Below are 24,717 nucleotides of genomic sequence, written 5' to 3' on the forward strand. Positions count from 1 at the left end.
CGGGCAGCACATGTCCAGCGGGGAGCAGCAGTCCAAGGAACAGAAGCTGGTCGAGTACCTGAAATGGGTCACGGCCGACCTGGAGAAGACGCGCAGGCGGGTCGCGGAACTGGAGGGGAGCACGCGGGAACCCGTCGCGATCGTCGGCATGTCCTGCCGCTTCCCCGGCGCGTCGACCCCCGACGAGCTGTGGCGGGTGGCCGTCGAGGGGAGCGACGAGATATCCGACTTCCCCACCGACCGGGGCTGGGACCTGGACGCCCTCTACGACCCGGACCCGGCACGGCCGGGCAGCATCTACATCCGCCAGGCCGGTTTCGTGGACTCCGCCACCCGTTTCGACGCCGCGTTCTTCGGCATCTCGCCACGCGAGGCGCTCGCGATGGATCCCCAGCAGAGGGTGCTGTTGGAGACCGCATGGGAGGCGCTGGAGCACGCCGGCATCGACCCGCTCTCCCTCAAGGGCAGCCGCACGGGCGTGTTCGCCGGGCTCGTCGAGCAGAGCTACCTGGACCTGGACTGCCCCGAGGAGTTCGAGGGCTACCAGATGACCAGCAAGCTCAGCAGCATGGCGTCCGGCCGGATCTCCTACGTGCTCGGCTTCGAGGGCCCCGCGATCTCCGTCGACACCGCCTGCTCCTCCGCGCTGGTGTCGCTGCACCTGGCCGCGCACTCGCTGCGCTCCGGCGAGTCCACCCTGGCACTGGCGGGCGCCTCGTACATCGCCGCGCACCCCGGCGGCTACATCGACGGCTCCCGGCAGCGGGGACTCGCCGTGGACGGCCGCTGCAAGCCGTTCTCCGCTGCCGCCGACGGCATCGGCTGGTCCGAGGGCGCCGGGCTGCTCGTCCTGGAGAAGCTCAGCGACGCGCGGCGCAACGGCCACCGGGTGCTGGCGGTCGTCCGCGGCAGCGCCATCAACCAGGACGGCGCGTCCAACGGCCTCACCGCGCCGAACGGGCCCTCGCAGGAGCGCGTCATCCGGCAGGCGCTCGCCGACGCCGGGCTCACCGCCGCGGAGATCGACGCCGTGGAGGCGCATGGCACCGGCACCCGGCTCGGCGACCCCATCGAGGCGCAGGCCCTGCTCGCCACCTATGGCCAGGCACGGCCCGAGGGCAGACCGCTGCTGGTCGGCTCGCTGAAGTCCAACATCGGGCACGCGCAGGCCGCCGCCGGTGTCGGCGGCCTGGTGAAGATGGTGCAGGCGATCCGGCACGCCACGCTGCCGAGGACGCTGCACCTGGACGAGCCCACCCCCCTCGTCGACTGGTCGGCCGGCGACGTCGAACTGCTCGTCGAAAACCGGCCGTGGCCCGAGACGGGAGCACCCCGCCGCGGCGCGGTGTCCGCGTTCGGGGCGAGCGGCACCAACGCCCACGTCATCCTGGAGCAGGCCCCGCCGGCCTCCGCCGGCACGACCGTCACCGAGCCCGCAGGCTCCACGGCCACCGAGTCCGCGGGTGCCGCGGCCACCGGCTCCACCGCCCCCGCGGCCCGCCCCCCGGCCCTGCCCACCACAGCGCTGCCGTGGCTCCTGTCGGCCAGATCGCCCAAGGCACTGGCGGCGCAGGCGGCGCGCCTGGCCGCCGGCCTCCGCGCCGGTTCGCAGGACGCCGTCGCAGGCCAGCGGTCTGACGCCGCCGCCCACGAGGAGCCTGACGCCGCCGCACATGCCCAGCCGGGCGGCGGCTCCGCGCATACCGAGCCTGACGCCACCGCGCACACCCAGCCCGGCGGCACCGGGGAAGACCAGCCCGGCGGCACCGGGGACGACCGGCAGGAGGGCACCGCCCAGGACCTCCTGGATCTCTCCTTCTCGCTGGCCACCACCCGCGCCGCGCTGGAGCACCGTGCCGTCGTTGTCGGAGGCGACCGCGCGGGCGTCCTCGCGGGCCTCGACGCGCTGGCCGCGGGCGAGCCCGACGAGCACGTCGTGCAGGGGTCCACGCGCGAGGTCGGCAAGACCGTGTTCGTCTTCCCCGGCCAGGGCAGCCAGTGGGTCGGGATGGCGAGCGAGCTGATGGCCGCCTCCGAGGTGTTCGCGGGCAGCATCGCCGCGTGCGCGGCGGCCCTCGCGCCGTACGTGGACTGGTCCCTGGAGGACGTGCTGTCGGCCGCCGAGGGCTCGCCCTCGCTCGATCGCCTGGACGTCGTCCAGCCCGCGCTGTTCGCCGTCCACGTGTCCCTGGCGGCGCTCTGGCGCTCCTACGGGCTGCGGCCCGCGGCCGTCGTCGGGCACTCCCAGGGCGAGATCGCCGCCGCCTGCGTCGCGGGCGGGCTGAGCCTCGCGGACGCCGCGCGGGTGGTGGCGCTGCGCAGCCGCATCGCCCTGAAGCTGCAGGGCACCGGTGGCATGGGCGCCGTCGCGCTGCCGCGTGACGAGGTGGTGGAGCGCCTTGCGAAGTGGGGCGGCCGGCTCGTCGTCGCCGTCGAGAACGGGCCCACGTCCGTGCTGGTCGCCGGCGAGCGCGACGCCCTGGGCGAGTTCATCGCCGAGTGCGCGGCCGACGGCGCGCGGACGAAGCGGTTTCCCACCGACTTCGCCTCCCACTCTCCGCAGGTCGAGGCCGTCAGGGACGAGATGCTGGCCGCACTCGCCCCGATCCGCCCCCGGGCGGGCTCGGTGCCGTTCTTCTCGACGGTGACCGGCGACTGGCACGACACGGAGCGCCTCGACGCCGCCTACTGGTACGCCAACATGCGGCAGCCGGTGGAGTTCGGGCGCTCCGTACGGGCCCTGGCCGCCCAGGACCACGGCGTGTTCACCGAGGTCAGCGCCCACCCGGTGCTCACCTCCTCGCTCCAGGAGAACCTGGGCGACGGCGCCGTGGTCACCGGCACCCTGCGCCGCGACGAGGGCGGTGCCGACCGCTTCCTCGCCTCCCTCGCCGAACTCCAGGTGCGCGGCGTCGACATCGACTGGGACGCCGCCTTCGCGGGTTCCGGGGCGCGGCGTGTCCCGCTGCCCACGTACGCTTTCCAGCACGAGCGCTTCTGGTTCTCCGCGGGCCCGCGCACGCTGGACGCCGCGGGGCTCGGCATGGCGGCGACGGACCACCCCCTGCTGGGCGCGGCGGTCGCCGTGGCGGGCAGCGACGAGACCCTGTTCAGCAGCCGGGTGTCGTTGCGCACCCACCCGTGGCTGGCCGACCACACCGTGGCGGGGAGCGCGGTGCTGCCCTCGGCGGCGCTGGTCGACATGGCGCTGCGGGCCGCCGACGAGGCCGGCTGCACCACCGTGGACGAACTGGACGTCCGGGCACCGCTGGTGCTGCCCGCGCAGGGCGGGGTGCAGGTGCAGGTCAGGGTGGGTCCGCCGGGTGATCGGGGGCGCACCTTCGCCGTGCACGCGAGGCCGGAGGAGAGCGACGCGGAGTGGACCGAGCACGCCAGGGGCCTGCTGAGCCTCCGCGGCCGTGCCGCCACCGCCCCGCTCACCCCCTGGCCGCCGGCCCGTGCCACGACCGTGGACCCCGCCGCCGGGTACGAGGACCTCTCCGCGGCGGGCCTGGAGTACGGCCCGCGCCTGCGGGGGCTGACGGGCCTGTGGACCGCGGACGCTCCGACCGGGGCGAATGCGGTGACCGGCGTGACCGGCGTGACCGGCGTGACCGGGGCGACCGCGGCCGAAGCGGCCGGACCCGGGGACACCGGATCCGGAGACACCGGCCCCGCGGACACCGCATCCGGGCCGACCGGTCCCGAGGTGTTCGCCGAGGTGTCGCTGGACGAGCAGACCGCCGGAGACGCGGCACACTACGGGCTGCACCCGGCACTGCTGGAGGGCGCCGTGCAGGCGGCCCTGCTCGCCGGCACCGGGGACGGGACCGGCACCGGCACCGGGGACGGGACCGGTACGGGGACCGGCATGGGCATCGGCACCGAAGACGGCACCGGCTCCGGACCCCGGCACGCGACCCGTTGGGCCGGGGTGCAGCTGCACGCGACGGGCGCCACGACCGTCCGGGCGCGGCTCGTCCCCGCGGCTGACGGCACGCTGTCGGTGCTGCTGACCGACCGCACGGGGCAGCCCGTCGCGACCGTCCGCTCGCTCACCCTCGCGCCGGTCGCGACCGGCGCGCTCGCCCGCGCCCGTGCCAGGAGCCACGACGCCCTCTTCCACACCGGCTGGACGCCCATTGCCCTCGACGCGCCGCCCGCCCCCGTCCGCTGGGCGACCCTGGGCGCCGGCGGGTACGGCGACATCGCCGACCTCGTCAAGGCGATCGAGGCCGGCACCCCGGTGGACGCGGTCTGCCACGACATCGACTCGCCCGCGGCCTCCGCGGCCACCGGAGAACCCGGCCCCGCCGAGGGCACCGCTCACGTGGCCGCAGCCCACCGGCACACCCGGCGGGTTCTCGCGCTGGCCCAGGACTGGCTCGCCGACGAGCGGCTGGCCGGGCTCCCGCTGGTTCTGGTCACGCGGGGCGCGGTGGCCGCCGGCGGTCGGCCGGTGACCGACCCCGGGGCGGCGGCCGTGTGGGGCCAGATCCGCTCCGCGCAGTCCGAGAACCCGGACCGTTTCGTGCTGGTGGACATGGCCGGCGGAACGTCACCGGCCGACCAGCCCGACCAGCCCGAGCGGCCCGAGCGGCCCGAGCGGCCCGACCAGGCCGCCCTGGACGCGCAGCCCGACCAGCCCGCTCCGCGAGACCGGGCCGCCCTGGACGCGATCGTCGGCTCCGGAGAGCCGCAGGCCGCCATCCGCGGCGGGCGGGTGCTGCTGCCCCACCTGCGCAGGCTCACCGCCGCACCCGCCCCGGTCCCCGCGGGCCGATGGCGGCCCGGCGGAACCGTGCTGATCACCGGTGGCACCGGCACCCTCGGCGCGCTCTTCGCACGCCACCTCGTGACCGAGCACGGCGTCACGGACCTGCTGCTCACCAGCCGCCGCGGTCCGAACGCCCCGGGCGCCGACCACCTGGTGGCGGAGCTGTCCGCGCTCGGCGCCCGGGTCACCGTCGCCGCCTGCGACGCGGCGGACCGCGCCGTGCTGGCCGAGGTGCTGGCAGCCGTCCCCGCCGACCGGCCGCTGTCGGGGGTCATCCACGCGGCGGGCATCATCGACGACGGGCTGATCACCGGCGTCACCTCCGAGCGGCTGGACGCGGTGCTGCGGCCGAAGGTCGACGCGGCCTGGCACCTGCACGAGCTGACCCGGGACCTGGACCTCTCGGCTTTCGTGCTGTTCTCCTCGCTCGCCGGCGTCATCGGCGGTGCCGGGCAGTCCAGCTACGCCGCGGCGAACACCTTCCTGGACGGCCTGGCCGAGTACCGGGCCGGCCTCGGGCTCGCCGCGACCTCGGTCGCCTGGGGCCTGTGGGCGCAGAGCGGCGCGACGGGCGAGCTGAGCGAGGCCGACATGGCACGCATCGCCCGCGCCGGATACCCGCCGATCCCGTCCGAGACGGGCCCCGCGATGCTGGACGCCGCGCTCTCCTCGGACCGGGCCGGCGTCGTCGCCGCGCCGCTCGCGCTGCCCGCGCTGCGCGAGCAGGCCCGGCTCGCGCCGCCGGTCATGCGCTCCCTGCTGCGGGTGGCCGTGCGTCCCGCGGCCCGCAACTCCGGCGCGGCCGTGGACTCGTTCACCGCGGGCCTCGCGGGCCTGCCGGAGGACGAGCAGCACGAGCGGGTGCTCAAGGTGGTCCGCTCGGAGGCCGGTGCCGTCCTCGGGCACGGCGACCCCGCGACCATCGACGTCGACCAGCGCTTCGCCGACATGGGCTTCGACTCCCTCACGGGCGTGGAGTTCCGCAACCGGCTCGGCGCGCTCACCGGGCTGCGCCTGCCCACCACCCTGGTCTTCGATCACCCCACCCTGGCGGAGCTCGCCGGCTTCCTGGTCGCCGGGCTGCGCGGGACGGCACCGGACGGCGCGGGCGCCGCGGTCGACTTCGCCGCGGAGATCCGGCTCGACGACGACATCGTGCCCGCCGGCGAGGTGCACCGTGTCGCCGCCGACCCGGGCGACGTGCTGCTGACCGGCGCCACCGGCTTCCTCGGCGCCTACCTGCTGCGCGACCTGGTGCGGCAGACCACGGCACGGGTGCACTGCCTGGTCCGGGGCCGCGACGCGGCGGACGCGCGCGCCAGGCTCCACGCCAACCTCGACTGGTACGGCATCCGCGACCAGATCGACGAGGACCGCCTCTCCGTCCTCGTCGGGGATCTCGCGGAGCCCGCCCTCGGCCTGACGGCCGAGCAGTTCGACACCCTGGCCAGGACGGTCGACGCGGTGTACCACGCGGGGGCCGCCGTCAACTGGGTCCAGCCGTACGCGACGGTGCGGGCGGCCAACGTCGGCGGCACCCAGGAGATCCTGCGCCTCGCGGCCCGGCACCGCACCGTGCCCGTCCACTACGTGTCGACCCTGGGCGTGTACGTGGGCCGGGACACCGGCGGGGCGCCGCTGCGCACCACGGACCCGACCGGGCCCGGCGACACGCTGCCCACCGGCTACACCCAGAGCAAGTGGGTGGCCGAGCAGGTCATCGAGCGGGCCCGGGAGCGCGGCCTGCCGGTGTCCGTCTACCGGATCGACCTGATCGCGGGCGACGCCGAGACGGGCGCCTGCCAGGCCCGCGATTTCGTCTGGCTCAGCCTGAAGGGCATGCTGGAGGCCGGCGCCGTGCCCGGCGACATCCCCGTCACCTTCCGCCTGATGCCGGTCGGCTACACCAGTGCGGCCGTCCTGCACATCTCCCGGCAGGCCGCCTCGGCCGGGGGCACGTTCCACGTCTGCAACCACAGCGGCCTGACCCTCGGTGAGATGATCGACGAGCTGCGGGCCGCCGGGCACCCGCTGCCCGAGCGGGACCGGGACACCTGGCGCGACCTGGTGTCGGGCGACCCCGACAACGCGCTGCTGCCGCTGCTCGACGCGTTCGAGGTGATGGCGGAGCGCCCCGACTCGTTCTACCCGCCCGTCGACGACGCGGAGACGGCGGACGCCCTGGCCGGCAGCGGCATAGAATGCCCGCCCGCGGACCGCGAACTGTTCCGCAAGCACGTCGACTTCTTCACCCGCGTCGGGTACTTCGAGCGCCCGCCGTCCGCATGACCCCCGCGGGCCCTTCCCGGCGACGGGAGGGGCCCGCGGGAGGAACCGGCACCGACTGCTAACAGGCCCCAGGCCTCCCCGCGCGCCCCGGACGAACCCCCGCCCCTTACCACCCCGTACGGCACCCAGCAACCGGAACGTACCCCTCCCGCCTCCCGCGAAAGGCCAGCGCATGCACTCCGACGCCCCGTCCAGCCCGTGGATCCGGCGTTTCCACCCGGCACCGGAGGCCCGGCGGCGCCTGGTGCTCCTCCCGCACGCCGGGGGCTCCGCGAGCTTCTTCTTCCCGACCTCGCGCGCCCTCTCGCCGGCGGTGGACGTGCTCGCCGTGCAGTACCCGGGCCGGCAGGACCGGCGCCACGAAGCCCTGGTGGACGACCTGGAGACCCTGGCGGACACGGTCGCCGCGGAACTGGCACCGTGGACGGACCGCCCCCTGGCGCTGTTCGGCCACAGCCTCGGGGCGCTGCTCGCCTTCGAGGTGGCCCGGCGGCTGGAGGCGGGCGGGGTGGTGCCGCACAAGCTCTTCGTCTCGGGCCGCAGGGTGCCCGCCGACCTGCGCGGCGAGCAGGTGCACCTGCTCGCCGACGACGCGCTCGCCAAGGCCGTGAAGGAACTGGCGGGCACCGAGCTCCCGGTCCCGGACGACGAGTTGCTCAGGCTCGTGCTGCCGCCGGTGCGCAGCGACTACAAGGCGCTGGAGACGTACACGTACCGCCCCGGGCCGCCCCTCGCGGCGCCGGTGATGGCCCTGACCGGGGACAGGGACCCGAGGGTGACCGTCGAAGCGGCCCGCAGGTGGGCCGCGTACACGGTGGGGGACTTCGAACTGCGGGTCTTCGACGGCGCCCACTTCTACCTCGTCGGCAGGGCCGACGAGGTGGCGGCCCTGCTCAGGGAGCAGTGCGCCTGAGCCCGCCCTGCCCGCCCTCGCCCCCCGCCGGAACCCCGCCGTCGTCCGCCAGGACGTGGCCCGTGCGCAGCCAGGAGAGGACCAGGCCGACGATCTCGGCGTGGTCGAAGTCCTCCTCGCTGAGCAGCCGTTGCAGTCGCAGGCCGTCGGCGAGGGCCACCAGGACCCGGGCGGCGGTACGCGGGTCGACCTGGGCGGACGGCGCCCCGGCCGCCTGCTCCTCCTCCAGGGCGGCGGCGAGTTGTGTCACCAGGTTCTCGTAGCGGTCCACGAACCACTCGTGGGTGGGGTGCTCCACGCTGGTGCTCTCGGCGGCCAGCACCGCGAAGAGGCGGGGGAACTCGGGCTCGCGGGCGTTGTGCCGCAGGGTCTGCACGAAGGAGTCCGGGGTCACGTCCGAGCCCTGGGTGCCGAGTTGCTCCTCGGTGCGCTCGTCGCGGTGCTGGAGGACGGCGACCAGGAGGTCCTCCTTCGTCGGGAAGTAGTGGAGCAGGCCCTGCTGGGTGAGGCCCGCGGCGGCGGCCACGGTGGCGAGGGAACCGGCGCGGTAGCCGTTCCGGGCGAAGACGCGGGTGGCCTCCTCGACGATGCGCCGCCGACGCTCCGCGCCCTTGGGCGTGGTCCTCGGCGTGCTGCTGCTGGTCATACCCGTCTCTCCGTCGGTCCGCGGCGGGGCGATCGCCTCACCTGTGTGCCGTCATTCTCCCGGCCGTCACCTGCTCCTGAACCGCCCCTGGATTATCTACCGAGCACTCGGTAATTTCTCTCGCGGGAACCTACCGAGTAACAGGTAGTTTCTGTAGGGTCTCGGATCGCGGCAGGACCGCCCCGTCCGCCAAGCCTGGGGCGAGCCCGCCCGCTTCGCACGATTCCCCGCGACCCCCGGCGGCGCACCGGCCCGACGGGGGCTGGAGGCACGCATGGCAGCAGGTTCCGGGTTCCCCTCCGCACCGCCCGCTCGCCGGGGCGTCCTCGCCGCGGGTGCCACGGCCGGTCTGGCGCTGCTCACCGGCGGCTGCCGGTCCGCCGTCCTGGACGCCGTGCCGGATCCGCGCACCCCGCCGCGGCACGGCGGCACCCTCACCGTCGCCGCGTCGTCCGACGCCCAGCCGAGCGCGGTGTTCGCGACGCGGGACGGCAACACCGCATGGCGGCGGCTGGTCTTCGACACCCTCACCGAGCTGGACGACGACCGCACCCCCGCCCGCTGCTCGCCAGGACGTGGCAGCTCTCCGGGGACGGCACCCGGATCACGCTGCGGCTCCGCGACGACGTCCGCTTCCACTCGGGACGCCCGATGACCGCCGAGGACGTCGTCCACAGCCTCCAGCAGGTGTCCAAGCCCGCGAACGCCTCGCAACTGGCCTCGCTGGCCGCGCAGTTCACCCGTATCACCGCGTCAGGGCCACTTGAGGTCGCCATCACCCTCGCGAAACCGCTGGGGGCCGCGCTCTTCGACGTCTTCGAGATGACGCCGATCGTGGACCGGGAGGGCGCCGACGGCCTGCGGGACGGCTCCCGGGTGATCGGCACCGGCCCGTTCCGCTGGGGGCGGTGGCGGCCCGGCGTCCAGCTCAGCCTGGAGCGGAACCCGCACTACCGGGAGCCCGGGCGCCCCTACATCGACCGCGTCGAGATCCCCGTGATCACCGACCCGACGGCGCTGCTCTCCGCGCTGCGCAGCGGCCGCGCCCATATCGCGCAGGGGCTCGCGGCGCTGGACATCGAGGCGCTGCGCGGCGACCGCCGCTACCGCGCCGTCGACACCAAGGGCGGCATCCTGATGCCGCTCGGACTCGACGTGACCCAGGCGCCCTTCGACGACCGGCGGGTGCGGCAGGCCGTCGGCCTCGCCATCGACCGCGACCGCCTGCTGGCCCAGGTGCTCGCCGGGCAGGGGACGGCGACCGACCTGTGGTGGGGCGGCCAGGAACCCGGCCTGCCCGGCTGGTGCGCGAGCCCGGCCGGGTCGCGGGCCGTGCCCTGCTCACCGGGACCGACCTGCTGGCCCTGCCCGAGTCCGCGATGCGCGCCGTGCGCGGCAGGCGCATGGCCATGGTCTTCCAGGACCCGCAGTCGACGCTCAACCCGGTACTGACCGTGGGCCACCAGGTGGCCGAGGCGCTGACGGTGCACGGGGCGCACCGCGCGCAGGCCCGCGGCCGTGCCCGTGAACTGCTGGAGTGGCTCGGCATCCCCGACGCGGAGCGGCGGATGAAGGACTATCCGCACCAGTTCTCCGGCGGCATGCGCCAGCGCGTCGTCGTCGCGATGGCCCTCGCCAACAACCCGGACGTCCTGATCGCCGACGAGCCGACCACCGCGCTCGACGTGACGGTCCAGGCCGAGATCCTCGGCCTGCTGGTAAGGCTCCGCGACCACTTCGGCGTCTCCATCCTCATGATCACGCACGACCTGGGGGTGGTGGCCGAGCTCTGCGACGAGGTGATGGTGATGTACGCGGGCGGGGTCGTCGAGCGCGGCCCGGTCGGCACGGTCCTCCGGGATCCCGCACACCCCTACACCGCCGCCCTGTTGCGCGCCGCGCCCCGCCTGGACGGGGCCCGCGGCGCCCGGCTGCCCGCCATTCCCGGCAGTCCTCCGGACCCGTCGGACCTCCCGTCGGGCTGCGCCTTCCGGCCCCGCTGCACGCTGGCGGAGGACCGCTGCGCCCGTGCGGTGCCCGCGCTGCTGCCGCTGGGCTCCGGGGAACGCTCGGTGGCATGCGGGGTCGTGCAGGACGGGGGCGGCTCCGGAGGGGACGGGGCGGTGGGGGAGGGCTCCCGGGCGGACGGCATCGCGACGGCCGGCATCGCGGCGGAGGGTTCTCCGGCCGGTGCCGCATCGGCGGGTGACGGAGCGGTGGCCGACCGCCGCGGCCCGGTGCGGGCAGAACCGGCGGCGAGCGGCCCCGTGGGGAGCGGCCCGGTGGCGCGCGGCGGCGAGGCGGGTCCCGCCATGGCGGGCGGCCGGGCGCCGGACATCACCGAACACCGGTCGCCCGTGCTGGACGTCAGAGGGCTGCGGGTGGACGTCACCTCGCGCGGGGGCCTGCTGGGCCGGCGCGGGCGACCGGTGTGGGCCGTCGACGGGGTCGACCTGACGATCGCCCGCGGCGAGACCATGGGACTCGTCGCCGAGTCGGGCTGCGGCAAGTCCACGCTCGCCCGCGCCCTCGTCGGCGCAGCCCCCGTCACCGAGGGCGAGGTACGCATCAGCCCACGGGGCGGGACCCGGCGGCGCGGCCGGACCGTGCAGTACGTCTTCCAGGACCCCTACGGCTCCCTCAACCCGCGCCGCACGGTGCGCCAGTCGCTGGGCGAAGCGCTTGACGTGGCGCACGCCGCGGGCGGCCGGGCGCCCGAGGAGCGGATGGTGGAGCTGCTGGAGACGGTCGGCCTCGCGGCCCACCACCTGGACCGCCGCCCGGGTGCCTTCTCCGGCGGACAGCGGCAGCGCGTCGGCCTGGCGCGGGCGCTGGCGGCGGAGCCCGAACTGATCGTCTGCGACGAGCCCGTGTCCGCCCTCGACGTCTCCATCCAGGCGCAGATCATCAACCTGCTGGCCGCGCTCCGCACCGAGCTTGGCCTGTCCTACCTGTTCATCGCGCACGACCTGGCAGCCGTGCGGCACCTCAGCGACCGGGTGGCCGTGATGTACCTGGGCCGGATCGTGGAGAGCGGCCCCGCCGACGCCGTGTACTCCGCTCCGCTGCACCCGTACACCGCCGCGCTGCTGTCCTCCTCCCCGGCGCCCGAGCCGGGTGGCCGGCGGGGCGAGCGCATCGTGCTCCGCGGCGACCTGCCCAGCCCGAAGGACCCGCCGGGCGGCTGCCGTTTCAGGACCCGTTGCCCCATCGGGCCGCTGACGCACCCGGAGCGCCGGATCTGCGCGGAGGCCGACCCCGGCCTGGCGGGCGGCGGCGACGCGGACGCCCCGGGCGCGCACCGGGCTGCCTGCCACTTCCCGGGCGAGCTGTCGGCGGGCAGGGGTGAGCGGGAGCGGGTGAGCGGGTGAGCCCCCGGGCGTGTGGGCGGCCAGGGCGCGGCGCCGGCTTCGCGTGCCGCCGGCTCACCGCGCCCCACCGGGCGCCGTGCGTGTGCCTGGCCGCGCCCGCACCTGGCGCCGATGAGGACCAGGGCGTGTGCCTGGCCGCGCCCGCACCTGGCGCCGATGAGGACCAGGGCGTGTGCCTGGCCGCGCCCGCACCTGGCGCCGATGAGGACCAGGGCGTGTGCCTGGCCGCGCCCGCACCTGGCGCCGATGAGGACCAGGGCGTGTGCCTGGCCGCGCCCGCACCTGGCGCCGATGAGGACCAGGGCGTGTGCCCGGCCCCGCCCGCACCTGGCGCTGTTGCGGCCCCCTGCGCGTGACCCGGTCCGTGGAGCCGGGGTCAGCCGGAGGTCCTGGCGGGTTCCTCGCCAGGACGGTCGACGACCGCGCGCTCCACGACGGCGTCGATACCGTAGAGCGTGTCGGTCGTGCCGCCTTCGGCCTTGTCCTTCGTGATGTACGACCGGGAGCCGAGATAGGCGAGCGTGTGCTTGTCGAAGATCCACACGTCCCGGGTCGCGGACCCGGCGTCCTCGCGGGTGATGCCGATGCCGTGCCGGCCGGCGGCGTCGACGGCGTCGGGGAGCTGGGTCACACCGGGAATCCCCTCGACGGCCTTGTAGAGAGCGGACGCGGTCTCGGGCGGCATGATCGTCGAGCGCAGCAGATCGCCGACCGTCCCGAAGACGGCCTGGTCCCTCGAATCGCCCTTCTCCACCCTGGTCTGGGCGTAGAGCAGCTTGAGCAGGGCCCCGGGGTCGGTGGGCAGCGAGGCCAGCCACGTGTAGGTGGGGTGGTCGATGCCCGCTCGGACGGGGTGGCTGGACTCGATGGGCAGCTGTTCACCGGGCATGATGGCGTCCTTGCCGGTTTCACGAATCCAGCCGGTCCTGGTGACGGAGCCCTGGCTCTGCGCGGTCCACACCTCCTGCTTGTGCGGGGCGCCGAGCCGCACCGGGCCGTCGAAGTCCCCCGTGTTCTCCCGGAGCAGGCTCTCGACGTACACGAACTGGCCGTCGTCCACCGGTGTCGCGCCGGTCTCCATGGCGGCGGCGGCGATCCGGTCGAGAGTGACGGAGGCGCTGGTCACCCTGGCGGGTGGGGTGGTGGATCCGGCTGCCGGGGCGGAGCCGTGCCCGCCGGAGAAGGTGATGACCAGAGCCCCGGCCAGGGCCATCGACACGGCCGGCAACACCACGACCGGGCGCGGGAGCCGGCGCCGGCGCCGTGCCGGGGGTGTCCGGGCGGAGAGGGTGTGGTCGCGGTCGATCTGCTGCATCAGGGTTTCCTTGTGACGGAGGTGACGGCTCGGCGAGAGGTCCCATTCGGCCGATCCCAGCAGTTCCTCGGCCTCACTCCGGGTGGACCGGGCGCGAGGCGGGTTGTCGGCGTTCATCGGGTTTCCTCCTGCAGGAACAGGGCCGCGAACGCGGCCTCACTCTCCATCGCTCCGCGGGCGCCCGGCGGTTCCCCTTTCGGGCCCGGAAGCCGGCCGGAGCTGAGCCGGGCCAGTCGCGCCCGGGCGCGCGAGAGCCGCGACCGCACGGTGCCGACCGGGATGCCGAGGGCCTCGGCGGCCTGCTGGTAGTCCAGCCCGGACGCCACGCACAGGGCGAGCACCTCCCGGTCCTGGCTTCGCAGGTGGCGCAGGGCCTCGTGAACCACCATGAGGCGGCGGGCGTCGTCGATCCGGGCTGCCGTCTCGTCCGCGAAGTCCTCGACCGGACGGGGTTCTGGGCTGCGCGCCAGGAAGGCGAGCCGTCGGCGCAGACCACGGTTGGCGTTGTGCGCCTTGTGCGTGGCGATGCCGAGCAACCACGGCTTGAGCGAGCCGCCCTCCGGCTCCACCGATTCCCGGGTGCGCCAGGCGGCGAGGAAGGTCTCGGACATCGCCTCCTCGGCGTCCGACCAGTTGCCGGTCAGCCGCAGGGCATGGTTGTAGACGGCCCGCGCGTTCTGGTCGTACAGCTCGGCGAACGCCGCACGGTCCCCCGCCCGTATGCGCGCACGCAACGATTCCGCTGGTTCTGTATCGCTCACACTCTTTACGCTCCGCCGCCCCGGCCCCGGTTCCTGTGGCACGCGCCACACCACTGCCGGAAGCGACAGGGTGCTGCCGAAGCGTGCGTATCACAGGGGCACGTCGGCCATGCACGCCAGGCGTCACCGCACGCCGGGCGTCACTGCGCGCCGGCCATGCACGCCGGGCGTCACCGCATGGCAGCCGCCTTGGCGAGCGCGTCCGCCGCCGTCTCGACGTCCCGGGATGTGGTCCAGCGGCCCAGCGACAGCCGAAGCGCCTCCACGGACCGACGGGGGCCGAGGCCCATGGCGGTCAGGACCAGGGAGGGGGTGCGGGTGCCGCTGTGGCAGGCCGAGCCGGTAGAGGCCGCGATCTCGGGGGTGGCGGCGAGGAGCGCGTGCCCGGGTGCGCCCTGGACGCTGACGTTCAGCGTGTTCGGCAGCCGCTGCCCGGCGGGGCCGTTGAGGTCTACGCGGCCGGGCAGTGCGTCGGCCAGGTTCCGGTGCAGGGTGTCGCGGAGTGCGGCGACGCGGGCGGGCTCACCCCGGGCCAGGTCGTCGGCGGCCAGCCGGGCGGCGGTGCCGAGCGCCACCGCCAGAGCGGTGCTCTCGGTGCCGGCGCGCAGTCCGCGTTCCTGGCCGCCGCCGTAGACGACCGGCTCCAGCCGCACGCCCTGACGCACGTACAGCGCGGCGGTCCCCTTGGGTGCGTACATCTTGTGCCCCACCACGGTGAGGAGGTCGACGCCCAGCGTCTCGACGTCGAGGGGGACCCTTCCGGCGGCCTGGGCGGCGTCGCAGTGGAACAGTGCCCCGTGCGCACGGGCCAGGGAGGCGAGTTCGGCGACGGGCTGGAGGGCGCCGGTCTCGTTGTTGGCGGCCATCACCGACACCAGCACGGTGTCGTCGTCGAGGGCGGCGGCCAACGCGGCGGGGTCGAGCAGTCCCTCGCCGTCGACCGGTAGGACCGTCACGCGCGCCCCGTGCAGGCGTTGAAGGGCGCGGCAGGCTTCCAGGACGGCGGGGTGCTCCGTGGCCTGGGTGATCACGTGCGGGCGGCGCCGGCCGGAGCCCAGGACCGCGCCGCGCGCGGCGAGTTGGTCGGCCTCCGAACCGGACGCGGTGAAGACGATCTCCGGCGGGCGGGCGCCGATGAGCGCGGCCACCTGCTCGCGGGCGCGGGCCAGAGCGGCCCGCGGTCCGGCGCCGTACGGGTGGTCGCTGGAGGGGTTGCCGAAGAACGTGGTGAGGTGGGGCAGCATCGCCTCGGCGACACGCGGGTCGACGGGAGTGGTGGCGTTGTAGTCCAGGTAGACCACTTCACCCGTCAGCCCGGGATGCGGCGGCAGGCGGTCGGTCAGGCCGGCTGCCCCCGCGAAACGGACCGGTGCGTCCGCGCGGCAGGGCGACGCGGGCGCCGGGGCGTGTTCCATTGCCGCACGCTAACGGGACGATGCCCCGGGACGCCGGAGTCGCGGCCCCACGCTCACCTGGACGGCCGAGCACCGGCGCGGGGATCCACCGGGATCGCGTCCGGACGCGCGGCCGTCTCGGGGTGCGGTGCGCTCCTTCCGGCTCCCGGAGCGGGAGGACTTCGCTCCTCCCGGCCCCTAGGCCGTGTCCGGCGGATCTTCGTGGGCCCGCGACTCCCCCACTGCCTGAAGGGCGTGGGTGGGGGTACCTCCCACGCCCGTTCAGGGCAGTGGGGGAGTGCCCCCAGCACCGCACCTCGCCGCGTTGTCGGAGTCATCCGGGTACGCCCCGTACGAGGATGATCCTCCGCCTTGCGATGCACGGCACCAGACGCCGCAGGCTGATCCACGAAGATCCGCCGGACACGGCCTAGATGTATTGCCCTGTGAGGTTGGGGACGCGGCTGGCGGGTGGTTGGCCTTTCAGCGCGGTGTGTCCGCGGTGGTGATTGTAGGTGTGCAGCCAGTCAGGGAAGGCGTCGCGTCGTTCCTGCTCTGAGCGGTAAGGGCGGGCGTAGGCCCACTCATCGAGCAGGGTGCGGTTGAAGCGTTCGACCTTGCCGTTCGTCTGGGGTCGGTAGGGCCGGGTTCGCTTGTGGGTGATCCCGGCCGCCGCCAGGGCATCGCGCCACAGACGGGACTTGTAGCAGGAGCCGTTGTCGGTCAGCACGCGCTCGACGGTGATCCCGCACGAGGCGAAGAACGCCTGCGCCCGGATCCAGAAGGCGACGGCGGTTTCTTTCTTCTCGTCGGTGAAAATCTCGCTGTAGGCCAGGCGGGAGTGGTCGTCGACGGCGGTGTGCAGGTAGCTGTAGCCGGCGCCGGAGCGGGTCTTGCGGCCCGCTTGGCGGCCAAGGATCTTGTGGCCGCCACCGTCGGGGATATTGCCGAGCTTCTTGATGTCGACGTGGACGAGCTCGCCGGGCCTGGCGCGTTCGTAGCGGCGTATGACGCGGCCGGTGGCCCGGTCCAGATGCGTGAGGCGGGCCAGGCCGTAGCGGGTGAGTACCCGGTGCACGGTGGAGGGCGCCAGCCGCAGAAGGCTCGCGATCCGTGCGGGGCCCCAGCGGCGCAGTACGCGCACCTTGATGATCCGCCGCTCGGTACGTGTCGACGTCTGGCGTGGGCTGGCGTGCGGGCGGCTGGAGCGGTCGGTCATGCCCGCCTCGCCGAGCCTGCGGTAGCGGTCGGCCCACCGCTGTGCCGTTGTCGGCGAGACCTGGAAGCGTTCCGCGGCCCGGCGCAGGGGCCAGTTGTCTTCCACGACGCAGCGGGCCAGCCGCAGTCGTCCTGTCTCGGTCAGGGGTGCATTACGGTGGGGCACGAGGGCCTTTCTGGTCGCCGGTGCAGATGTCGCAATCCACACCGAGCCAGAAGGCCCTCACCTATTTCAAGATCGCTCAGCCGTGGCGTCCGTCACCAACCTCCGTGGACAGAACACCTAGAGCGGGAGGATGGTGAGCACCGTGGCGTAGTCGAGGTCGGTGACCCCCGTCTCGGTGGCGCAGTCGGTGAAGGCCAGGTTGGGTGCCGTGAACGTCTCCACGACCTTCTCGCCCAGGAACTCGCCGGAGGTGACCGTGCCGGTCTCGGTGAGCACGGTGTTGGAGCCGATGTGGGCGGCGGTCGCGGTGAAGGAGAACGACGTCGACCGGCCGTCGTTCCAGTCGATCGTCTCCGTGCCCGTCTCGGTCAGGACGGCGTTGCAGCTGAGGTTCAGCAGTGCCGTCACGTTCCGCGTGCCGGCCGTGGCGCCGGAGCCGAGCGCCAGGCAGGTGCCGGTCGGGCTGTGTGCGTCGATGACGTTCAGCCGGCCGTCCACCGTCACCGTCGTGGGGCGGATCGTGTTGGTCAGGCCGGGGCTGTAGGTGGTGTAGCTCCAGCCGGTGCAGGAGATGGTGCCGGTCGCGGCGTCCGCGGGGGCGGAGGCGAGGGTGGCGTCGCCCAGGGCGAGCGCGACCAGGCCGGCCAGGGTGGTGAGCCGCTTCATTGCGATCATGGCGACGCCTTTCCGGGGAACGGGGGCCTACGGCGGTGGACGCGGGCACGCGGCGAGGCTCCTGCCTGCCGCGCAGGTCCCCGCCGAACGTGCCGCTGCTGAACATCCGCGCCAAACCGTAGCGTCGGGATACAACCCGATTTACCCGAACATGCTGTATCGGCCAGAAGGCGCCGTCGCGCGGGACCGCCGCCCGCCATGGCACGGGGGTGGTGAGGCCCGGGGGCCCGAACATGAGCCACGAGGCGCGGGGGTCACGCCGGCCACACCCTTCGCGGCGCGAACCGGACACCGTGCCGAACCGGACACCGTGCCGAACCGGACACCGTGCCGAACCGGACACCGTGCCGTCCCAGTGAGGCCGAAAACGGATCACGGCCTCGCCACGGCGCACGTAGGCTCGTGCAGCGCGTCGTCGGTCGGACGCGCCGGGCCTGTGCCCGAGTGCTGGCAGAAGGGGCGGTTCCGCAGTGCGTGCTCACGACGAAGAAGTCCTGGCCCGGATCGCCAAGGGCCTCGTCTACACCGAGTCGGAAGCGGCCTTCCAGGCACCCCTGCGCCGCACCGACCAGATCTTCGAGTACAACCGCACGCCACCGAGCGAAGCCGACAGACGCCGGTCGCTGCTCGTCGAGATCCTCGGCTCCGTCGGTGAACGCACGGTGCTGCTCCCGCCGTTCCACGCCGGCTTCGGCAGCAACGTCCACATCGGGGACGACTTCTTCGGCAACGTGAACCTCACGTTCGTCGACGACGTGGACATCCGCATAGGCGACGGTGTCATGATCGCTCCCAGCGTGACGCTGACCACGACGGGACACCCGGTGCACCCCGATCGGCGCGCCGACTTCGGACGGTTCTCGGAACCCATCGTCATCGAGGACAAGGTGTGGATCGGCAGCAACGCCGTGGTCCTGCCCGGCGTCCGTATCGGCTACGGCTCGGTCATCGGTGCCGGCAGCGTCGTCAGCCGCAACATTCCCCCGATGACCGTCGCGGTCGGAACGCCCTGCCGCGTGGTGCGCGCCATCACGGACGAGGACCTCACCACGCGCAGCGCCGGGTAGCGGCGCCGGCGGCGGAAGATTCCCGTACGCAACCGGTCCGCTCGGCCAGCGACGGCCCCCGCGACGCCCCCGGCGAGATGCCCCCCGGCGCGACGGCACCCCCGCGACGGCACCCCCGCCACGCCCCCGCCACCGCCTACAGCCCCACCTTGACCAGCATCTCGCTCAGCTCCGCCGGCATGGTGATCATGCAGTCGTGTCCGGTCGGCAGCTCCCGAACCGTTGCCGGGGAGCCGTTGGGCTGTGTCGCGGGAACGGGTCGCCGCGTGATGCCCTCGGGTGTCGCCCCGACGCAGTGGATGTGCGTGCGCGCGATGGCGTTCACGGCCGGGTTGTCCAGCCGGACCGGCTGTTGGAGGCAGCGCACCGGCTGGTCCGAGAGCATCGTGCGCAGCCATGCGACGTCCGCCGGTTCCGTGACCCCGAACAGCCCGAGGGGCGGGGGCATCTCGGGCAGGGGCGGAACGCGCCAGCCGCCCCCGGACGTGACGGCGACGTCGATCAGGTTCCGGGTGACGGGCTGGACGTCGACGGCGGTCTCGCCGTGCTCCGGGACCATCGCGTCGAGGTACACCAGGTGCCCGATCCGGTCCGGGACCTGGTTGGCCGCGGACGAGATGACCAGCCCCGCGTAGCTGTGGCCCACGAGGACCACCTCGGTCAGGTCCTCGTCGTGGATCAGCCCGACGACGTCCTCGACGTGCGTGTCGAGCCCCACCTCGGGACCGAGCAGGTGCGCCCTGTCGCCGTAGCCGGTCAGCGAGGGCGCGAACACCCGGTGCCCGGCGGCCTCCAGCAGCGGGACCACCCGCTCCCAGCACCGGCCGCTGTGCCAGGCGCCGTGGACCAGCAGGAACGTTGACATGGCTGGACGATCTCCGATCTCCCTCTTCGGGGCTGTGGAGGCACGGGACCATGGCGGTTCCTTTTGGTGACTCGGTACTCTTCAGGAACCGAAGACATCGTGGTGCACCCACCGTGCCTCGGGCAACAAGGCACATTTCGGTGCCCCGGTTCCCTGGAGGTAACCATGAGCGCAGCCGGTGGCGAGCCGAGCCGGGCACGGCAGGAGGACCCGTGCCGGACCCGTGAGGTGCTCGACATCGTCGGGGACAAATGGTCGCTGCTGGTCGTGCGCAACCTCAGCCGGGGGCCGCGCCGCTTCACCGAACTCAAGCGGGCCATCGACGGGATCAGCCAGCGCATGCTCACCGCCACCCTGCGGAGCCTGGAACGCGACGGCATCCTCACGCGGTCCGTCCGGGCCGTCATGCCGCCGCACGTCAGCTACGCGCTCACCCCGATGGGCAGGACCCTGCGCGAAGCCACCGCACCCCTGCTGGAGTGGAGCATCACGAACCTGGCAGGCATCGACGCCGCCCGGGCCGCCTACGACGCCCGTCCCCAGGCACCTTCGTAGCCGACCGGCGCACACCGGACAAGTCCCGACATCGAAGGCGTCCCGGCGAAGAACGGCGCAAGCCTTGACAGCAGGCGTCGCAGGTTGCAGCCTTTGGCAACGTTGTCAGACCGCTTGGCAACGCCTTCCGGCACGCCTCGTTCCGCCTTCCGTGCCGCCGTGGGCTTCTACTTGGGATTGGACCGCTCGGTCATGGCACAACACGCGAACCGCCCTTCCCGCAGATCCGTCGTCGCCGCCGGCTCGACCCTGCTCGCCGGCTTCGGCGTCTCCACCCTGTTCCCGGCGACGAGTTCCGCCGCGGCGCCCGGGGGCGCACCGGCCGCGGGCACGCCGCAGGGCGAGCTGGCCGCCTACCGCCCCGTCGAGGTGTCCTCGACGGACTACGCCCCCACCCCCGGCACCTTCGCCGTGGACAAGATCACCGCCAAGGGGGTGCGGGGCACGGGATGGCGTGCCGCGAAGGGCGATCCGCAGTGGATCTCCGTCGACCTCCAGGGCGACTGCCAGGTCTCGTCGATACGCCTCACCTTCGAGGGCGACGTGAACGACCCGGTGTTCACCTTCCCCTCCAGCGGCAACCCGTACGACGGCACGACCGGCAAGGAGATCCTCTCCAGCTTCGCCGTCGACTTCGTCGTCGAGACCTCCCGCGACAAGAAGTCGTGGACCAGCGTCTACCGCACCACCTCCGGTACCGGAGGGGTGGTGGACATCAAACTGGACAAGCCGGTCGCGGCGCGCTGGGTGCGCCTGACCGCCCGCAAGCGGTCCAGCGACAACCCCCTCGGACTGAACGGCTTCGAGGTGTACGGCACCGCGCCGGGCCACCGTCCTTCTGCCACCGGCTGGACCGACTGGGGCACGCACCACGGCAAGGCCCCCGCGTTGAAGGCCGCCGCCGACGGCACGGTGCCCCTGGAGTCCGGCTGGACGCTGACCATGGACGACTGGGCAGGCGGCGAGGGTGCGGACCTCTCCCGGACCTCGGTCGACACCAGCGGCTGGCTGCCCGCGACCGTTCCCGGCACGGTCCTCGCCTCGCTGGTCGACCAGGGACACCTGCCCGACCCGGTGGCCGGCCTGAACAACCTGCACGTTCCCGAGGCGCTGTCCCGCCACTCCTGGTGGTACAAGCGCGACTTCGAGCTGCCCGACGGCCTGCGCACCGGATCCGGGCGCCACGTCTGGCTGGAGTTCGACGGCGTCAACCACCAGGCGGACATCTGGCTGAACGGCAAGCATGTCGGCGGGCTGACGTATCCGTTCGCCCGCTCGGCACACGACGTGACGCAGCTGCTGGACGCGCGCGGTGAGAACGCGCTGGCGGTGAAGATCACACCGATGCCCGTCCCCGGCTCGCCCGGCGACAAGGGACCCGCCGGCGAGTCGTGGGTGGACGCCGGCGCCCAGCAGATGAACCTCAACTCGCCCACCTACCTCGCGTCGTCCGGCTGGGACTGGATGCCGGCGGTCCGCGACCGCGTCGCCGGCATCTGGAACCACGTCCGGCTGCGGTCCACCGGCCACGTCCTGGTCGGCGACCCCCGGGTGGACACCGCCCTCCCGGACCTGCCCGACACCTCCACCGCCGAGCTGACCATCGTCGTCCCGGTCCGCAACGCCGACACCGCCGACCACAAGGCGACCGTCTCGGCGGCCTTCGACGGTGTCCACGTCTCCCAGGCGGTCACCGTCCCGGCCGGCAAGAGCGTGGACGTCACCTTCACGCCCGACGCCTTCGACCAGCTGCGGCTGCGCAACCCCCGGCTCTGGTGGCCCAACGGCCTCGGCGACGCCGACCTGCACGACCTCACCCTGACCGCGGCGGTCGACGGAGCGGAGAGCGACCGGCGCACCTGCCGCTTCGGCATCCGGCAGTTCGGCTACGACTACAAGGTGCCGCTGCCGTTCACCAACGGCAGCGACTCGTACACCCAGTCCGTGGACGTCGGTGCGCAGCACGCCCAGCATGTGCGCGTCAGGTGCCTGACCAGGGCGACCGGCTGGGGCTCCTCGCTGTGGGCCCTGTCGGTCTTCGACAGATCCCAGCCCGGCAACGACCTGGCCCTGCACGCGACCGCCTCCGCCTCCTCGAAGGAGGACGACGACCACGGTCCTGACAAGGCCACCGACGGCGACCCGAACACCCGCTGGGCCTCGTCCCACGAGGACGACCAGTGGATCGCCGTGGACCTCGGCTCACCGCAGGCGTTCGACAGGGTCGACCTGGCGTGGGAGCAGGCGTACGCGCAGACCTACGTCGTCCAGGTCTCCACGGACGGCTCGACGTGGCAGGACGCGAAGTCGGTCGACAACAGGGGCGTACCGCTGCCGTTCAACACCGGTGACGCGAGCCTCCAGGTCGAGGACTTCACGGCTCAGACCGCTCGGTACGTACGCATCGACTGCGGTGTCCGCAACACCGGCTGGGGCAACTCCCTCTGGTCCCTGTCCGTGCTGGACAGCTCCTCGCCGGGCACCGACCTGGCGCTGCACAAGTCCGTCACGGCCTCGACCGAGGACTCCTCCAACCCCGCGTCCAACGCCACCGACGGCGACCCCGGCACCCGCTGGTCCTCGGAGTACCTGGACGACCAGTGGATACGGGTGGACCTGGGCTCCTCGCAGTCCTTCGACAGGGTGGCGATCGTGTGGGAGGCCGCCTACCCGAAGACCTACACGATCCAGGTCTCCGACGACGGCGACGCCTGGACGGACGTGAAGTCGGTGAGCAACGAGCCGGACCCGCTGAAGATCAGCGTGAACGGCGTGCGCGTGCTGGCCCGCGGCGGCAACTGGGGCTGGGACGAGCTGCTGCGCCGGATGCCGGCCGAGCGCATGGACGCGGCCGTGCGGATGCACCGCGACATGAACTTCACCATGATCCGCAACTGGGTGGCCTCCAGCGACCGGGAGGAGTTCTTCGCCGCCTGCGACGAGCACGGCATCCTGGTGTGGAACGACTTCCCGAACGCCTGGGGCATGGACCCGCCGGACCACGACGCGTACAACGCCCTCGCCCGGGACACGGTGCTGCGCTACCGGATCCACCCCAGCGTCGTCATCTGGTGCGGCGCGAACGAGGGCAACCCGCCGGCCGCGATCGACAACGGCATGCGGGACGCGGTGGAGTCCCAGGCACCCGGCCTGCTCTACCAGAACAACTCGGCGGGCGGCTTCATCACCGGCGGCGGACCCTACAACTGGGTCGAGCCGGAGAAGTACTTCGACCCCGCGACGTACGGAAGCAAGAGCTTCGGCTTCCACACCGAGATCGGCATGCCGGTCGTCTCCACCGCCGAGAGCATGCGCCACATGACCGGCGACGGGCCCGAGTGGCCGATCGGCGGCGCGTGGTTCTACCACGACTGGAGCGAGCACGGGAACCAGGCGCCGGGCGCCTACAAGGCCGCGATCGAGACCCGCCTCGACACCGCCAAGGACCTCGACGACTTCGCCCGCAAGGCGCAGTTCGTCAACTTCGAGAACGCACGCTCCATGTTCGAGGCGTGGAACGCCCACCTGTGGAACGACGCCAGCGGCCTCATGCTCTGGATGTCCCACCCGGCGTGGCACAGCACGGTGTGGCAGACGTACGACTACGACTTCGACGTCAACGGCATGTACTACGGATCCCGCGCCGCCTGCGAGCCCCTGCACGTGCAGGCCGACCCGCAGCGGTGGGAGGTCATCGCCGTCAACCACACCGCGAAGGCGCTCAAGGGTGCGACCGTGCAGGCCCAGCTGCACGACCTGGCCGGCAGGCAGCTCGGCAGCACCCTCAGCAAGAAGGTCGACGTCGCGTCCGCGGACACCACGTCCGCGTTCACCGCCGGATGGACGGACGACCTGCCCGACCTGCACCTCCTGCGGCTGACGCTGAAGGACGGCGCCGGCCGGACGCTGTCGCGGAACACCTACTGGCGCCACCGCACCCCGGCGGCCATGACGGCGCTGAACGCGGCCAAGCAGGTCACGGTCTCGGCCTCCATCGGGCACGTCACCGGCACCGGGCCGCGCCACCAGCTGACCGCGACCGTCAAGAACCGCGGCTCGGCCGTCGCGGCGATGGTGCGCCTGTCCCTGCTGGACGACACCACCAAGGAGCGCGTCCTGCCCACGCTCTACAGCCAGAACTACCTGTGGCTGCTGCCCGGCGAGTCGCAGGACCTCACGCTGTCGTGGCCGGCCGGAGCACTGCCGTCGGGTCACCGCCCGGCACTGAGCGTCGAGGCGTACAACGGCCCGCGGACGGTGGCCCGGGGATAGCGTTCGGGCCGCCGGCGGCCCCACCGGCGAGTTCCTGCCCGGGCACGTGGCCCGGCGTGGTCGCAGAGAATATGCGACCACGCCGGGCCACGGCCTTTTGTCGTGATGCGAGAGCCGGGTACAGGGCGGTGACGGGCGGGGGATCCCGGCGTGCACCTTCCCGGTCATCCCGTCGGTGATCACTTCGAGCTCGCCGGCTTCGAGCGCGCCGTACCGGGTGGTCGTTGCCGCAACACCCGCCGACACGTTCGTGCTGACCGGCAGATCAAGGGGCGTTGCGTCCTGCCGGGTAGGGATGGCAACGGACCGCGGACGTTGCCGGTTTCCCGGTTGCCCGGCGCAACGCTTCCGTCTGCCCTCATGGTGGGACTCATCGCAGGGCGTGCCCATTCGGGGCGCGCTGTCCCGGCCGGTGTTCGGCGGGTGAGAAAGG

At 73.4% G+C, this 24,717-nt stretch carries 14 protein-coding genes and 1 pseudogene; 8 read left to right on the forward strand and 7 right to left on the reverse strand.

The features are described from left to right. The first annotated feature begins 10 nt into the window (after window positions 1-10). A complete protein-coding gene (locus Sm713_RS31645) occupies window positions 11-7,066 on the forward strand; it encodes a type I polyketide synthase (RefSeq protein WP_212913399.1) in 7,056 nt (2,351 codons plus the stop codon). A gap of 172 nt (window positions 7,067-7,238) precedes the next feature. Beyond that, the gene (locus Sm713_RS31650; RefSeq protein WP_212913400.1) at window positions 7,239-7,979 is read left to right on the forward strand and encodes a thioesterase II family protein; all 741 of its coding nucleotides are present in this window, start codon (window positions 7,239-7,241) and stop codon (window positions 7,977-7,979) included. On the opposite strand, the gene Sm713_RS31655 is transcribed toward Sm713_RS31650, so the two are convergent. Then, window positions 7,960-8,625 carry a TetR/AcrR family transcriptional regulator gene (locus tag Sm713_RS31655; RefSeq protein ID WP_212913401.1) on the reverse strand — a complete coding sequence of 222 codons (666 nt, stop codon included), beginning with the start codon at window positions 8,623-8,625 and terminating at the stop codon, window positions 7,960-7,962. The two genes, Sm713_RS31650 and Sm713_RS31655, sit on opposite strands and share 20 nt — an antisense overlap. A 274-nt stretch (window positions 8,626-8,899) precedes the next feature. On the opposite strand from Sm713_RS31655, the gene Sm713_RS31660 reads away from it, so the two are divergent. The 3 genes and pseudogenes from Sm713_RS31660 to Sm713_RS40900 all read left to right on the forward strand — a co-directional run bounded on the left by Sm713_RS31660 (window position 8,900) and on the right by Sm713_RS40900 (window position 11,996). Next, a complete protein-coding gene (locus tag Sm713_RS31660) occupies window positions 8,900-9,280 on the forward strand; it encodes a hypothetical protein (RefSeq protein ID WP_212913402.1) in 381 nt (126 codons plus the stop codon). Continuing rightward, window positions 9,235-9,831 (forward strand): annotated as a pseudogene (locus Sm713_RS40895) (ABC transporter substrate-binding protein); the annotation flags it as partial. The gene Sm713_RS31660 and the pseudogene Sm713_RS40895, both read left to right, overlap by 46 nt. A 98-nt stretch (window positions 9,832-9,929) precedes the next feature. Then, complete coding sequence (locus tag Sm713_RS40900; RefSeq protein ID WP_374196096.1) at window positions 9,930-11,996, forward strand: dipeptide ABC transporter ATP-binding protein; 2,067 nt, start codon at window positions 9,930-9,932, stop codon at window positions 11,994-11,996. Window positions 11,997-12,372: 376 nt separating this feature from the next. On the opposite strand, the gene Sm713_RS31675 is transcribed toward Sm713_RS40900, so the two are convergent. The 5 genes from Sm713_RS31675 to Sm713_RS31695 form a co-directional block, all read right to left on the reverse strand. Beyond that, window positions 12,373-13,428, reverse strand: coding sequence for a CU044_5270 family protein (locus tag Sm713_RS31675; protein ID WP_212913403.1), 1,056 nt, complete (start codon window positions 13,426-13,428; stop codon window positions 12,373-12,375). Continuing rightward, window positions 13,425-14,072: an RNA polymerase sigma factor gene (locus Sm713_RS31680; protein WP_249416820.1), complete on the reverse strand. Its 648-nt coding sequence runs from the start codon at window positions 14,070-14,072 to the stop codon at window positions 13,425-13,427. The genes Sm713_RS31675 and Sm713_RS31680 overlap by 4 nt, the downstream gene beginning before the upstream one ends. A gap of 170 nt (window positions 14,073-14,242) precedes the next feature. After that, complete coding sequence (locus tag Sm713_RS31685; RefSeq protein ID WP_212913404.1) at window positions 14,243-15,487, reverse strand: cysteine desulfurase family protein; 1,245 nt, start codon at window positions 15,485-15,487, stop codon at window positions 14,243-14,245. 409 nt (window positions 15,488-15,896) lie between these two features. After that, window positions 15,897-16,850: an IS481 family transposase gene (locus Sm713_RS31690; protein ID WP_212907835.1), complete on the reverse strand. Its 954-nt coding sequence runs from the start codon at window positions 16,848-16,850 to the stop codon at window positions 15,897-15,899. Window positions 16,851-16,967: 117 nt separating this feature from the next. After that, entirely contained in the window at window positions 16,968-17,525 is a 558-nt protein-coding gene (locus Sm713_RS31695; RefSeq protein WP_212913405.1) for a hypothetical protein, read from the reverse strand. Between the two features lie 470 nt (window positions 17,526-17,995). Here Sm713_RS31695 and Sm713_RS31700 point away from each other — a divergent pair, with 470 nt between their 5' ends. Next, window positions 17,996-18,592: a sugar O-acetyltransferase gene (locus tag Sm713_RS31700; protein WP_212913406.1), complete on the forward strand. Its 597-nt coding sequence runs from the start codon at window positions 17,996-17,998 to the stop codon at window positions 18,590-18,592. Between the two features lie 136 nt (window positions 18,593-18,728). On the opposite strand, the gene Sm713_RS31705 is transcribed toward Sm713_RS31700, so the two are convergent. Continuing rightward, a complete protein-coding gene (locus Sm713_RS31705) occupies window positions 18,729-19,457 on the reverse strand; it encodes an alpha/beta fold hydrolase (protein WP_212913407.1) in 729 nt (242 codons plus the stop codon). A gap of 165 nt (window positions 19,458-19,622) precedes the next feature. Between Sm713_RS31705 and Sm713_RS31710 the strand changes: the two genes are divergently transcribed. Further along, a complete protein-coding gene (locus tag Sm713_RS31710; protein ID WP_212913408.1) occupies window positions 19,623-20,012 on the forward strand; it encodes a helix-turn-helix domain-containing protein in 390 nt (129 codons plus the stop codon). A gap of 192 nt (window positions 20,013-20,204) precedes the next feature. Next, window positions 20,205-24,284 (forward strand): discoidin domain-containing protein, encoded by a 4,080-nt coding sequence (locus tag Sm713_RS31715; protein ID WP_212913409.1) that lies wholly within the window; start codon window positions 20,205-20,207, stop codon window positions 24,282-24,284. Window positions 24,285-24,717: the final 433 nt, after the last annotated feature.

Origin of the sequence: Streptomyces sp. TS71-3 (genome assembly GCF_018327685.1) — a bacterium.
Classification (GTDB): Bacteria; Actinomycetota; Actinomycetes; order Streptomycetales; family Streptomycetaceae; genus Streptomyces.